Consider the following 12,614-nt stretch of genomic DNA (forward strand, 5'->3'; position numbering starts at 1 on the left):
GAAAATGCTACAGTCGCAGCTCGTTCAACGGGAAGCGTCCATGCACTATCTGGCCAAGGCACTCTGGTATATCGAATCGCATTATGCGGAGAATATCTCGCTCGGCGACATCGCCCACGTGGGCGGCGCCTCGCCGTGTCACCTGACGCGCGCGTTTGGCCTGGCCACGGGCCACTCCGTGATGCGCTATGTGCGGGCGCGCCGGCTCAGCGAGGCGGCGCGCGCGCTGGCGCAGGGCGCGCAAGACATCCTCGCCGTCGCCTTGCAGGCTGGCTACAGTTCCCACGAGGCATTTACGCGGGCCTTCCGCGAGCAGTTCCAGCGCACGCCGGAAATGGTGCGGGCCCAGCGCCATGTCGCCAACCTCGCGCTGGTGGAGGCCATCAAACTGGATGTGGCGCCTGGCGTGGCGCTGGAAGCACCCCGTTTCGAGCAGGGCCCCGCCTTGCTGGTGGCGGGCCTCGTCGAACGTTATCGCGCAGAAACGGTTGCCGGCATCCCCGCCCTGTGGCAGCGTTTCCTGCCCCATGCGGCGCCCGGCCAGCTCGTGTATGGCGTGTGCTGCAACAATGACGATGCGGGCAATTTCGATTACCTGTGCGCCATGCCCGTGAACGACTTTTCCCAGGCCCCCGACGGCTGGACGCGGCTGCGCATCGCCCCGCGGCGCTATGCCGTGTTTCATCACCGCGGTCACATTTCCACCATCCGCGCCACCTGGCACACGGTGTGGAACGAGTGGCAGCCCCGGTCCGGCCTGGAAGTGGCCGACGCGCCCGATTTTGAACGCTACGACCAGCATTTCGATCCCGCCAGCGGCAGCGGCGGCGTGGAAATCTGGCTTCCCTTGAAAGCTTGACCATGTTCCCGACCTTGTCTGCGCCGGCTGCCGGCGGCACCGCGCTGCGCCAGCGCCTGTTGCAAACCGTCGCCGCGCTGGCGGCGGGCCTGCCCCTGTACTGGGTGCTGGGGCCGCAGCCGCTGGGCTGGCTGGCCTGGTGCGCGCCGCTGCCCGTGCTGTGGCTGGCCCTGCGCTCGTCGCGCCGCGATGCGGCCTGGATGACGTTTTTGGCCGCCTTGCTGGGTCTGTCATCGAACGTTGCCTATTTTCGCCTGCTCATGCCCTTGCCGGCCGTGCTGGCCGTGATGTTCGTCAAGGCACTGCTGTGGCTGCTGGTGGTGCTGGCCACGCGGCGTCTCGTGCTGCGCTACCGCTCCGGCTGGACGGTGCTGGCCTATCCCGTGCTGTGGGTGGCCATCGATACGGCGATGGCGGCCTTGCTGCCCGATGGTAACTGGGGCAGCCTCGCGTATTCGCAGGCGGATAATCTTGCCATCCTGCAGGTGGCGGCCCTGGCGGGCGTGCCTGGCCTGTTGTTCTTGCTGTGCCTGGCGCCATCCGCGCTGGCCTTGCTGCTGGCGGGCGGCCGCGCATATGCGCCAGCGGCGGGCGCGGCCGCGCTGCTGCTGGCGGCCGCGTTCGCCGGCGGCGCCTGGCGCGTGCAGGGAATGTCTGGCGCGCCGGCGCCTGGCGGGCCGCTGGCGGGGCTGGTGGCCATCGATGACTTTATCGGCCCGGCCACGCCGCCCGCGCGCGCGCAAGCCGTCTGGGACCAGTACGCGCGCCATGTCGGGCAACTGGCCGGGCAGGGCGCCACGCTGGTGCTGTTGCCGGAAAAGATAGCCGTGCTGGCCCCTGCGCAGGCGGACGCCGTGCGGCAGCGTTTCCAGGCGCTGGCGCGCAGCACGGGCGCGTGGATTATCCTGGGTATCGGCGTGCAGGACGCTGCCGGCCGGCGCAACCTGGCCTGGCTGTTCGCGCCCGATGGCGCCGCGCCTGTCAGCTATCAAAAACATCATCTGGCGCCGCCCGAGCGCGAGTTTCTTGCTGGCAGCGCGTATGCCGTGCAGCCGGTGGCGGGGTTCGCCATGGGCCTGGCCATTTGCAAGGACATGCATTTTGCGCCTCTGGGGCGGGCATACGGTGTGGCCGGCGCGCAAACGATGCTGGTGCCGGCCTGGGATTTCCAGGTCGATGCCTGGATGGGGGCGCGCATGACCGCGGTGCGCGGCGTGGAAAACGGTTATGCGGTGCTGCGCGCGGCGCGCGAGGGCGTGCTGACGGTCAGCGATGCGTATGGGAAGTTGCTGGCGGAGCGGGCCAGCAGCGCCATGCCGGGCAGCACCTTGCTGGCGCCGCTGCCGGCAGCGCGGCCCGTGGCCACCTGGGCCGGTTGGCTGGGGCCGCTGTTCGGCTGGCTGTGCGTGGCGCTGGGCGTGATCCTGCTGGGCGTGGGCCGCCGCGCCGCGCCCGCCGCCTGACGCATAACGCCACGTTTTGTTGCAATGCGCAAAACCGTATTGCACGGCCTTCTTTTATATTCTGCGCGGGCGGCCACATAATCGCCGTTGATAATTGCACCATTACCGTGCATATTATAGGCACGATGCCGGCATATATATTGCACTGCAATAAGTGGTGTTATTTGGTATTGAGAAATTCGCGCATCCGGTATTAATTGGTACTTAATTCAGCCACGAAGTCATACATATCGCCGCGGAAGTAGGAGCGGCAAAATTCCACGGCGCGGCCATCGCGCAAAAAGCCCAGCCTTTCCACCGACAAGCCCGCGTCGCCTTCCTCCGCCTGCAACAGGCTGGCCTGCTCCCCCGTCAACAACAAGGCGCTGAGGCGCTGCAAGGCGCGCACGGGCCGGTTGCCCGCCTGTTCCAGCGCGTCATACATGGAGATATCGACAGCGTCGAGGTTCGGCAGGCAGCTGGCGACGATGGTCGCGTACTCCAGGCACATCGGCACCTCGTCCGCATAGCGGATGCGGTGGAAGCGGTACACGGGCGCGCCCGGCGACAGCCGCAGGCGCAAGGCTTCTTCCGGCGTGACGGTGCCTTCTGCGCGCTTGAGCCACACGCTGCGCGGCGTGCGTCCGCGCGCGCGCATGTCCTCGGAAAACGAGGTCAGTTTGGCGAAGTTTTTCTCGATGCGCGTATTGATGAAATTGCCCGAGCCGGGGCGCCGCACCAGCAAGCCCTCGTTGACGAGGCCATCGATGGCCTTGCGCACGGTGATGCGCGAAACGGACAGGTCGCTGGCCAGCTGGCGCTCGGCCGGCAAGGCTTCCTCGGGGCCGAGGATGCGCTTGTCGATCGCTTCGCGCAGCGCGCGCTGCAGTTGCTGGTACAGGGGCAGGCTACTCGTCTGCCCCAGGCCTTGCATGATGTGAGCGAGGGTTGTCATACGCTGAGGGTCTCCGTTACGGCGCGTTGCAGACGCGCTCTGTATCTGTTTTGTGTCGCTGGATAATACCAAAAAAGGCCGTTATAAAACCAATTTGAATTATCAGGCCAACAATTTATGCCTGGCCTCCCCCGTATTTAAGCCGCGCATACGGGCTACGGATTGATTTAGATAAAGTGGTCTGTGTGATTCAAACAACGTTATAAAAAAAAAGTTGCAACTGGTAGTGTTCTGGTATTGGATAGTAGTATATTGGCGTTGAATTGGTTTTGTAAGTGGTTGTGCCGAAGGGTCTGCAGCATGCCGGCGTGAGTGGGCGGGCTGGAAAGAAGACCTACGTTAAAAATGAAAAGGTTCCAATCCTGGAGCCTAAATCAAGGGGGAGTACATGAAACGCAATTTGACACCTGCAGCTGCCGTCGTGAAATCCGGATCGCGTAGCCGTACGCCGATCGCCGCGGCCGTTGCCGTGATGGTCGCTGGTCTGGCTTTTTCGGCGCAGGCGCAAGAAGCACCCGCCGACGACGTGACGACCGTCACCGTGACCGGCGTGCGTGCCTCGCTGGAAAAGTCGCTGAAGCAAAAACGCAATGCGGATTCCGTGGTGGAAGTGGTGACGGCCGAAGATATCGGCAAGATGCCTGACCGTAACGTGGCTGACGCGATCCAGCGCCTGCCAGGTGTGAATACCCAATCGTCGGCCGGTGGTGAAGGCGGCTTCGGCGAAAACGACCGCGTCAGCCTGCGCGGCACCAGCCCCAGCCTGCAGCAAACCCTGTTCAACGGCCATGCCATCAGCACGGGCGACTGGTTCGTCTTGAATCAATTCGGCGGCAACGTGGGCCGCAGCAGCAGCTTCTCCTTGCTGCCGTCCGAGCTGGTGAGCTCGGTAGTGGTGAAAAAGAGCGCCACCGCTGATCTGGTGGAAGGCGGCGTGTCCGGTGCGATCGATGTGATTACGCGCCGTCCGTTGGAATTCAAGAACCAGATCACGGCCGAAGGTTCGATTCAGGCTGTCTACAACGACCTGTCCAGCAAAACAGAACCGCAATTTTCTGGTCTGGTGAACTGGAAAAATGATACCAATACCCTGGGCGTCATGCTGCAGGGATTCTCGCAAAAGACGTCGGTACGCCGCGATGGCCAGGAAATCCTGGGCTACACCAGCATCACTGCGGATAGCGCGGCGGCCAAGGCCGATCCGTCCTTGGCCGGCGTGCGGGTGCCTACGTTTATTGGCGCGAGCTATTTCACCCAAAAGAAAACGCGTGAAGGCGGCGCGTTTGACGTCGAATTCAAGCCCAACAAAGACTTGACCCTGGACTTTAACGGCTTCTACTCCCAGTTGAAGGCGCCTAACCAGAATACCAATTTCCTGGCAGCGCCCGGCAATTCGGTCCGTGCGGATCGTTCGAACCTTGTTCCGACGAATTACACCGTCAAGAACGGTACCTTGGTCGGCGCTACGTTCGCCTCCAATGCTGGCGAAGTAGACAATGCCTACCGTCCCGATGCCGGCGGCGAGACGTACTATCTCGATTTCAATTTCAAGTACCGCGCGAGCAAGGACCTGACCTTTACCGGGAAACTGGGCAAGACCCACGGCGTGGGTTACGACCGCGACGATGTTTATTATCAAAACAATGTCAATGGCGGCATGGCGTATGCACTCAACGGCATGAACCCGGCGACCGTTTCCTATCCAGGTGGTAATACTTCCTCGCCACAGGGAACCGGCTGGATCGGCGGCGGCGAATCGCAATCGGTCGACAAGGAACTCTACACGCAGATCGATGGCGAATTGCGCCTGTCGAGCGGCATCTGGGATTCCATCAAGTTTGGTGCACGCTTCACCGATCATAAACGTAGCGCCGAGCACCCGTATGAAGCCGGCCCTGGCAAGTTAGGTTTTATCAATCCAGGTCCCGTCTGGAATGGCACCATGTTCCCAGGCAATTATGGTAACAATCTGGGTGGAAATGTGCCAAACAATTACTTCCTGTACGATGGCCAGGCGCTGGCCAATTGGGGTGCCGTGCCAGGCAACCGCAACGTGGACCGCCCGGCACGCCAGAACTGGAGGGATGAGTTCAAGCTGCAAGAGAAAACCCAGGCCGTGTACGGCATGGCCAATGTCGCTGGCGACAACTGGAGTGGTAACTTCGGCGTACGTGCCGTGCATACCAAGCAATCGTCGACGGTCAACTCCAGCGGCGGCCCGCTCTCCACGGCATTTGGCGATTACTCGCAAAACACCTACGAGCGCAGCTACAATGATTTCCTGCCTAGCGCCAACATCAAGTTTGATGTCAACCGCGATATCGTCGTTCGCGCAGCCTTGGCAAAGACCATTGCGCGTCCCGACTATAGCGCATTGGGTGGTGCAGTTTCGTTGAATGACGATACCATCAGCGGCACCAAGGGGAATGTGAATCTCAATCCGGTGCGCTCGAATAATGCCGAAGTCAGTGCCGAGTGGTATTTCGCACCGAAATCGGCGGTGTCGGCCGGTATTTTCTACATGGATTTGAACTCGATCGTGGCACAGCGTAACGTCAATGCGACCTATTTCAACTCCAAGGCCGGTGTGAACAATCTGTATCAAATTACCGAGTCTTTCAATACCAAGGGCAAGAACAAGGGTGTCGAGTTGAGCTATCAGCAACCGGTGCTGGGTGATTTCGGCGTCCTGGCCAACTACACCTACGCCGATGGCAAGTTGAACGATGGCAGCGAACTGGTGAACGCGTCGAAAAACACCTATAACCTGACCGCTTTCTACGAAGCCCACGGTTTTAGCGCGCGCCTGGCCTACAACTATCGCTCGGCTTACAAGGCCGGCGTGGACCGTGGCGCCAGCCAGCACGTCGACGACAGCAGTACTTTGGCAGGTTCGCTCAACTACAAGATCAACGAACACTTCACGATCACGTTCGATGCGCTTAACCTGACCAATGAAACCATCAAGATGTACGCCGAAAACAAGGAACAGCCACGCGCTTTCTATAGCAACGGCCGTACTTTCTACCTGGGCTTGCGCGGCAAGCTGTAAGCAAGACGATCAGGCCTGATGCGTCCGCGTCAGGCCAGGTCTTCCTCGGTCTTTCAAGCAAGTTCCTGCTTCAGGGGCTTGCTTTTTTTTTGCGCTCACCGGCTGGGCGGCTTCTGGCTTGTTCATGCCTGGGCTGTCCCCGCCGGTTGCCAGCATGACTTGCGCTGCCAAGCTTGTATCCTGCGGCGCAAGGTTTTTTGCCGCCTCCTTGCCGCAAGCAGGAAGGCGGTTTTTCTCATTTGGATTTGTTTGATCATGACTATTGCACCTCAACGCTACCTCGCCCTCGACGTCTTGCGCGGCCTGACCGTGGCCCTGATGATCGTCGTCAATACGCCTGGCGACTGGGGCAGCGTGTACGCCCCGTTCCTGCATGCCGAATGGCATGGTTTTACCCTGACGGACCTGGTCTTTCCCAGCTTTTTGTTTGTCGTCGGCAATGCCTTGGCCTTTGCGTTGGGCAAGTATGAAAACCTGGGCCATGGCGCCGTGCTGGCCAAGCTGTGCAAGCGCAGCGCGCTGATCTTTTTACTGGGCTTCCTGCTGTACTGGTTCCCCTTCTTCAAGATCGACGACGCGGGCCAGTTCGCCTGGTCGCCCCTGTCGCACACGCGCATCCCCGGCGTGCTGCAGCGCATCGCCGTATGCTACCTGGCCGCCGCGCTGATCCTGCATTACTGGAAGACGCGGGGCGCGCTGGCCTTCAGCGCCTGCGCCTTGCTCGGCTACTGGGCCATCCTGGCATGCTTTGGCGACTACAGCTTGCACGGCAACGCGCCGGCCAGGCTGGACCTGATCCTGCTGGGCGACAGCCATTTGTACCACGGCGAAGGCATCGCCTTCGATCCGGAAGGCATCCTCGGCACCTTGCCGGCTATCGTCAATGTGATTGCCGGTTACCTGGCGGGTAGTTTCCTGCGCCAGGCGACGCCGGCGCGGCTGCGCTCCAGCTTGTATCAGCTGGCCGTGGCCGGCGCCATTTGCGTGGCGGTGGCTTTGTGCTGGAATGAAGTGTTTCCGATTAACAAGAAGCTGTGGACCAGCTCTTACGTGATGCTGGGCATCGGCCTGGACTTGCTGCTGCTGGCGCTGCTGATGTTCATCATTGACGTGCGTCAAATGACGGGCTGGACCTACTTCTTTGAAGTCTTCGGCAAGAACACCCTGTTCATCTACCTGGTGTCGGAAGTGCTGGTGATTGTCGCGTTTACCGTGCGCATCGGCAGCGTCAACCTGTACCAGTGGCTGTACCAGCAGTGGTTTACGGGCTGGGCGCCGGCGCGCGTGGGATCCATGCTGTTTGCCGTCAGCTTCATGTTGCTGTGCTGGCTGATCGCCTACGCGATGGACAAGCGCAAGATCTATATCAAGGTCTGAAACTTGACGTCAGCCCATGCCGCGTGGCCAGGGCGGCGATACCCATTCTTGGGTGGATGGTCGAAAAAAAAGCAGCCCCGGCCTGAGCCGGGAACTGCCTTGCGTCTGCTTGAGGGCGCAGGAATTACTGTGCCGCTGCTGCCGGTGCCGCCGCCGCTGCCGTGGCAGGACGGTTCAGCCACAGGATCCAGTAGCGGGCCAGGTCGCCCACGCCGTCGCCGCCCTTGACCGTTTCCAGGACCTTGATGGCGTCGTCTTTCTTGCCGGCCATGGCGTAGGAATAGCCGAGGCGCAGCTTGGCGTCTTCAGCACGTTTCAGGCCGCCCTTGGCGATGCCTTTCTGGATCAGGTCGATACCTTTGTCGAACTGGTCCATCGTCACGAAGGCGTAGCCCAAGTTGATCAAGCCCGTGCCATCCTTGCTCTTCATGGCCGACGCTTCGCCGCTGGCGATGTTTTTCGCATCGTCGGCGGCAGCCTTGTTGGCCTGGTCGCGCAGTTTCTTGTGCTTGGCAGCATTCGCGCCCGTGCCCAGCACGCCTTTGGCAAAGCCGGCGTCGATGACTTTTTTCGCTTCCGTCGGGAAGGCGTTTTGCAAGGCGATTTCAGCCATGTCGCTGTAGTCCTGTGGCGGCATGGTGTCGACGGCCTTGAATTGCAGGCGCAGCACGTCCAGCGCGAAGCGGTCGGAGTAACCGGCCTTGCCTTGCAGGCGGCCCAGCAGGTCGCTCCAGTAGTCATCCGACGGGTAGTAGCGCACCAGGTTTTCCATGGCGATCAGGTAGGTGGCCGGATCCTTGCTCTTCGAACCCGTGTTGGCCAGCAATTGCAGTTCTTCGATGGTCGGCGTCTTGCCCGCTTGCTGCTTGGCCGTCACGTCGGCCATCAGTTCCTGCTTGGCGCGCGCGAAATCATTGCTGAAGTAATACGCGCGGATGATGTAGGGACGCACGGAGGCTACGTCGCCCGTTGCCGTCTGGTAACGGGTGAACCATTTGATGGCGTTCGGGTAATCCTTGGCGTTGTAGTGATAGTTCGCCAGCGCCTGGATGAAGTCGCCTTCCGATTTCTTGTCCAGCTTGCCCGATTCGATCACCGCTTCCAGTGCCGTCATGGCCATAGGCGCATTGTTGGTGGTCGAGGCCAGCGCCACGCGCAGGCGGTTCAGCACGAACGTTTCATACGGCGTCAGGGCCGGCATGGCGGCAGCCTGGTCGATGCGGCTTTGCACGTCGGCGTAATTTTTGGCATCCATCGATGCCTTCACGGCGGTCGGATCGAGCAGCTTGAACACTTCAGGGCGCACCGAGTCGGCCGGAGCGGCAGCGGCGGCGGCTGGCTTGGCATCCTGCGCGTGCGACAGGGATGGCAGGACATTCAGGCCGATGGCGGCCAGGAGCAGGCTAAGACGGGCAAGACGGAATTGGGACATGGTCAATCCTTCAATCAATAACAAAAATACGCACCTGCACTGGCAGCCGCAACATCGTGCAGTGGCATTGCCAGAGGGGCAAGGAAGCTCGAAAAAACACACATTCTGCCAGTCTGCCTGCATAAGTCAAACAGAAGCGGCATGATACGAAGCGGCTATTGTCACATAAACGGCTGAGCGGGTGCGGCAAACGTGCGCGCCAGGGCTTGCCCTGCGGCATCGAACAGCAGGCAGCGCTGCGCCGGCAGATGCAGGCGCATGGCGTCGCCCGCCTGGCGCAAGCCTTCCTCGGCCGGCAGCTTGACGGCCAGCATCTCGGTCACGCCCGGCATGCTGGCGTAAACGATGGCCACGTCGCCCAGGTATTCGACATGGCTGACGGCCGCGTCGATGACGTTCTCGCCTGCAGCGTCCCCGTCCTGCAGGACGACGTGCTCGGCGCGCACGCCCAGGGTCAGCTGGTCGCCCGGCGCCACGCTCCCGCCCTGCGCTTCGACGTCGATCACGGCGCCGCCGGGCAGGCGCACGGCCACCGAACCGGGGCCGTTGGCGACGGCTGTGCAGGCGATGAAGTTCATCTTCGGCGCGCCGAGGAAGCCGGCCACGAACAGGTTGCCGGGATTGTTATACAGCGCATGCGGACTGCCCACCTGCTCGATGCGCCCGCCGTTGAAGACGACGATGCGCTCGCCCAGGGTCATCGCCTCGACCTGGTCGTGCGTGACGTAGATCATGGTGGTTTTCAATTCCTGGTGCAGGCGCGAGATTTCCACGCGCATCTGCACGCGCAGCGAGGCGTCGAGGTTCGACAGCGGTTCGTCGAACAGGAATACCTGCGGCTTGCGCACGATGGCGCGGCCGATGGCGACGCGCTGGCGCTGGCCGCCCGACAGATCCTTCGGCTTGCGTTTCAACAGGGGCGTGATCTGCAGGATCTCGGCCGCGCGCTCGACGGCGGCGCGCACCTCGGCCTTCTTGTGCCCCGCCAGCGAGAGGGCGAAGGCCATGTTTTCGAATACCGTCATGTGCGGGTACAGGGCGTAGCTCTGGAAAACCATGGCCAGGCCCCGCTCGGCCGGCGCGATATCGTTGGCCAGCTTGCCGCCGATATGCAGTTCGCCGTCCGTGATGTCTTCCAGCCCCGCGATCATGCGCAGCAGGGTTGATTTACCGCAACCGGACGGCCCCACGAAGACGACGAATTCGCCGTCGCGGATATCGAGGTCGATGCCGTGGATGACCGGGTGCTTGTCGTCGTACAGCTTGACGATGTTCTTTAACGCGATATGTGCCATGAAGTGGTTCTATCCTAGCTGGCGCTGGCCGGCGCGGACGTGGCGCCCGTGTCAGTCTGGCCGGAGGCATCCTTCGGTCCGATGCGCATGAAGCGCGACAGGATCAATACGGGCACGGCCGACACCAGCACCCACAGGAAAAAAGTCTTGTAGCCGAGCGCCGTCTGGATGTCGCCGCTGATCATCTTGAACAGCACGAAGCCCAGCTGCATCACGCCGGTGGCGAACGCATAGTGGGCCGTCTGGTACTTGCCGACGGAGACCACCTGCATCATGAACAGGATCAGGCCGACGAAGCCGAAGCCATAGCCGAACATTTCCACGCTGAGCGCGGCCGTGATCAGGGTCAAATCGGTGGGCATGCTGTGGCTCAGGTAATAGAACACCAGGTTCGGCAAATTCATGGCCAGGATCAGGAAGAACATGGCGCGCTTCAGGCCCAGCCACGACGTGAAGTAGCCGCCGCCGATGCTGCCCAGCAGGAATGCGACGGTGCCGGCCGTGCCGTACACGGCGCCCACTTCCGTCGTCGACAGGCCCAGTCCGCCCAGTTCGCGCGCTTCGCGCAGGAACAGCGGGCCGATGGTCTGCACTTGCGCCTCGCCTGCGCGGAACAGGATGATGAAGGCGATCATGCCCCAGATGCCGGGCTTTTTCAGGAAGTCCACCAGCACGTCCCACAGGGTGCGGCTGATGCCGGCCACGCTCTTGTCGGCCACGGCCGCATTGCGCACCTGCGGCAGCGCCCACAGGTGGTACGCGGCCAGCGACAGCATCATGGCGCCGATGATCAGGAAGATCACCGACCATGCCGGCTTGATGCCGATTTTTTTCTCCAGGTAGCCGGCCAGGATCACCAGGCCGCCCAGCGAGATGAATTTGCCCGCGTTGAAGAAGGCGCCTTGCCAGCCCGCGTAGGCCGCCTGCTGCTTGTCCGACAGGCTGGCGATATACAGGCCGTCGCAGACGATGTCGTGCGTCGACGAGGCCAGCGCGGCGACGAACAGCACGGCGATGCAGGCGGCAAACCACAGCGGCGTTTGCAGGGCCAGCGCGATCAGGCCCAGGCTCAGGCCACCGGCGAACTGGAACAGCACCACCATGGTCTTCTTGCTCGACGCCAGTTCCAGGAAGGGGCTCCACAGCGACTTGAAGACCCAGGCAAAGCCGATCAGGCCCGTCCAGCGGGCGATCTGGTCGTTCGGCACGCCCATGCTCTTGAACATCAGGCCGGCCACCAGGGCCACGGCGTAGAACGGCAGGCCCTGGGCGAAGTACAGGGTCGGCACCCAGGAAATCGGGCTGCGTTTGCCAATGTTGGTGCGCTTGTCGTGCATGGAGGCTTCCTTATCGAGAGACGTTTTCATTTGACTGCGCCGTCCATGCCGCGCATGAAGAAGCGTTGGGTAAACAGGAAGGCGAGCAGGGTCGGCACGATGGTGATCAGGGTGCCGGCCGCAATCACGCGCGTGCTGCTGCCGAAGGTGCCGCGCAAGTACAGCACGCCCACCGACAGGGGGAATTCATCGGGTTTGCTCATGACGATGGAGGGCCAGATGTATTCATTCCACGATTCGACGGCCGTCAGGATGCCGACGGTGGCCAGCCATGGCGTAATCAGCGGCAGCATGATGCGGCTGAAGATCACCCATTCGGAGGCGCCATCGACCCTGGCCGCGTCGATCAGGTCTTGCGGCACTTCCTCGAACGCCTGCTTGAGCAGCAGGATGGCCACGGCCGTCACCACGTTGGGCAGGATCACGCCCGTGTAGGTGTCGACCAGGCTCATTTGCGTGATGGTGATGAAGTTGACGAGGAAGTTCACTTCCGACGGCAGCACCAGCGTGGCGAGAATCAGGCCGAATACCAGTTTGCGGCCGCGGAATTTCAGGCGCGCCAGCGGATACGCGGCCAGTGAGCACAGCAGCAGTTTCCAGAACACGGTGAACACGGCGATCAGCACGGAGTTCCTGAAGAACGACCAGATCGGGATCGCATTGAACACTTCGATGAAGTTGTCGAAGGACGGCGCCTTCGGCCAGAAGGTGGGCGGGAAGGCGAAGATATTGCCTTCCGTGGAAATGGCCGTCACCAGGGTCCACCAGAAGGGGAAGACGCAGACGACGGCGATCGCGCACAGCACGGCATAGTGGCCCAGTATTTGCAGGCGGGTTTTCAGGGGGCGGGAACGTTTTTGCATGG

9 protein-coding genes are annotated in these 12,614 nt (G+C 61.9%); 4 read left to right on the plus strand and 5 right to left on the minus strand.

Annotated features, from left to right (window positions below):
• Nucleotides 1–40 precede the first annotated feature (40 nt).
• Both OX460_RS22065 and OX460_RS22070 read left to right on the plus strand, forming a co-directional pair.
• Complete coding sequence (locus OX460_RS22065; protein ID WP_289899938.1) at nucleotides 41–859, plus strand: AraC family transcriptional regulator; 819 nt, start codon at nucleotides 41–43, stop codon at nucleotides 857–859.
• Between the two features lie 2 nt (nucleotides 860–861).
• Complete coding sequence (locus tag OX460_RS22070; protein WP_289900084.1) at nucleotides 862–2,322, plus strand: carbon-nitrogen hydrolase family protein; 1,461 nt, start codon at nucleotides 862–864, stop codon at nucleotides 2,320–2,322.
• A 193-nt stretch (nucleotides 2,323–2,515) separates the two neighbouring features.
• Here the strand turns inward: OX460_RS22070 and OX460_RS22075 are convergent, their stop codons facing one another.
• A complete protein-coding gene (locus OX460_RS22075; protein ID WP_034781815.1) occupies nucleotides 2,516–3,256 on the minus strand; it encodes a GntR family transcriptional regulator in 741 nt (246 codons plus the stop codon).
• A 388-nt stretch (nucleotides 3,257–3,644) separates the two neighbouring features.
• Between OX460_RS22075 and OX460_RS22080 the strand changes: the two genes are divergently transcribed.
• Nucleotides 3,645–6,308, plus strand: a complete 2,664-nt coding sequence (locus tag OX460_RS22080) for a TonB-dependent receptor (RefSeq protein ID WP_289899939.1) — start codon at nucleotides 3,645–3,647, stop codon at nucleotides 6,306–6,308.
• A gap of 255 nt (nucleotides 6,309–6,563) precedes the next feature.
• Nucleotides 6,564–7,685: a heparan-alpha-glucosaminide N-acetyltransferase domain-containing protein gene (locus OX460_RS22085; protein ID WP_251349898.1), complete on the plus strand. Its 1,122-nt coding sequence runs from the start codon at nucleotides 6,564–6,566 to the stop codon at nucleotides 7,683–7,685.
• A gap of 124 nt (nucleotides 7,686–7,809) precedes the next feature.
• Here the strand turns inward: OX460_RS22085 and OX460_RS22090 are convergent, their stop codons facing one another.
• The 4 genes from OX460_RS22090 to OX460_RS22105 all read right to left on the minus strand — a co-directional run bounded on the left by OX460_RS22090 (nucleotide 7,810) and on the right by OX460_RS22105 (nucleotide 12,612).
• On the minus strand, nucleotides 7,810–9,117 hold the full coding sequence (locus OX460_RS22090) for a hypothetical protein (protein WP_099665204.1): 1,308 nt from the start codon (nucleotides 9,115–9,117) through the stop codon (nucleotides 7,810–7,812).
• 161 nt (nucleotides 9,118–9,278) lie between these two features.
• The gene (gene ugpC / locus OX460_RS22095) at nucleotides 9,279–10,412 is read right to left on the minus strand and encodes a sn-glycerol-3-phosphate ABC transporter ATP-binding protein UgpC (RefSeq protein WP_289899940.1); all 1,134 of its coding nucleotides are present in this window, start codon (nucleotides 10,410–10,412) and stop codon (nucleotides 9,279–9,281) included.
• A gap of 14 nt (nucleotides 10,413–10,426) precedes the next feature.
• Nucleotides 10,427–11,749, minus strand: coding sequence for an MFS transporter (locus tag OX460_RS22100; protein WP_077400590.1), 1,323 nt, complete (start codon nucleotides 11,747–11,749; stop codon nucleotides 10,427–10,429).
• A 26-nt stretch (nucleotides 11,750–11,775) separates the two neighbouring features.
• The gene (locus tag OX460_RS22105; protein WP_289899941.1) at nucleotides 11,776–12,612 is read right to left on the minus strand and encodes a carbohydrate ABC transporter permease; all 837 of its coding nucleotides are present in this window, start codon (nucleotides 12,610–12,612) and stop codon (nucleotides 11,776–11,778) included.
• Nucleotides 12,613–12,614: the final 2 nt, after the last annotated feature.

The organism is Janthinobacterium sp. SUN033 (assembly GCF_030397595.1).
In the GTDB taxonomy this organism is placed as follows: domain Bacteria; phylum Pseudomonadota; class Gammaproteobacteria; order Burkholderiales; family Burkholderiaceae_D; genus Janthinobacterium; species Janthinobacterium kumbetense.

Bases quoted from the DNA above. Each gene is read 5' to 3' on its own strand.
- OX460_RS22065 (WP_289899938.1), top strand. From the start codon at position 41: ATGCACTATCTGGCCAAGGCACTCTGGTATATCGAATCGCATTATGCG.
- OX460_RS22070 (WP_289900084.1), top strand. From the start codon at position 862: ATGTTCCCGACCTTGTCTGCGCCGGCTGCCGGCGGCACCGCGCTGCGC.
- OX460_RS22075 (WP_034781815.1), bottom strand. From the start codon at position 3,256: ATGACAACCCTCGCTCACATCATGCAAGGCCTGGGGCAGACGAGTAGC.
- OX460_RS22080 (WP_289899939.1), top strand. From the start codon at position 3,645: ATGAAACGCAATTTGACACCTGCAGCTGCCGTCGTGAAATCCGGATCG.
- OX460_RS22085 (WP_251349898.1), top strand. From the start codon at position 6,564: ATGACTATTGCACCTCAACGCTACCTCGCCCTCGACGTCTTGCGCGGC.
- OX460_RS22090 (WP_099665204.1), bottom strand. From the start codon at position 9,117: ATGTCCCAATTCCGTCTTGCCCGTCTTAGCCTGCTCCTGGCCGCCATC.
- ugpC (WP_289899940.1), bottom strand. From the start codon at position 10,412: ATGGCACATATCGCGTTAAAGAACATCGTCAAGCTGTACGACGACAAG.
- OX460_RS22100 (WP_077400590.1), bottom strand. From the start codon at position 11,749: ATGCACGACAAGCGCACCAACATTGGCAAACGCAGCCCGATTTCCTGG.
- OX460_RS22105 (WP_289899941.1), bottom strand. From the start codon at position 12,612: ATGCAAAAACGTTCCCGCCCCCTGAAAACCCGCCTGCAAATACTGGGC.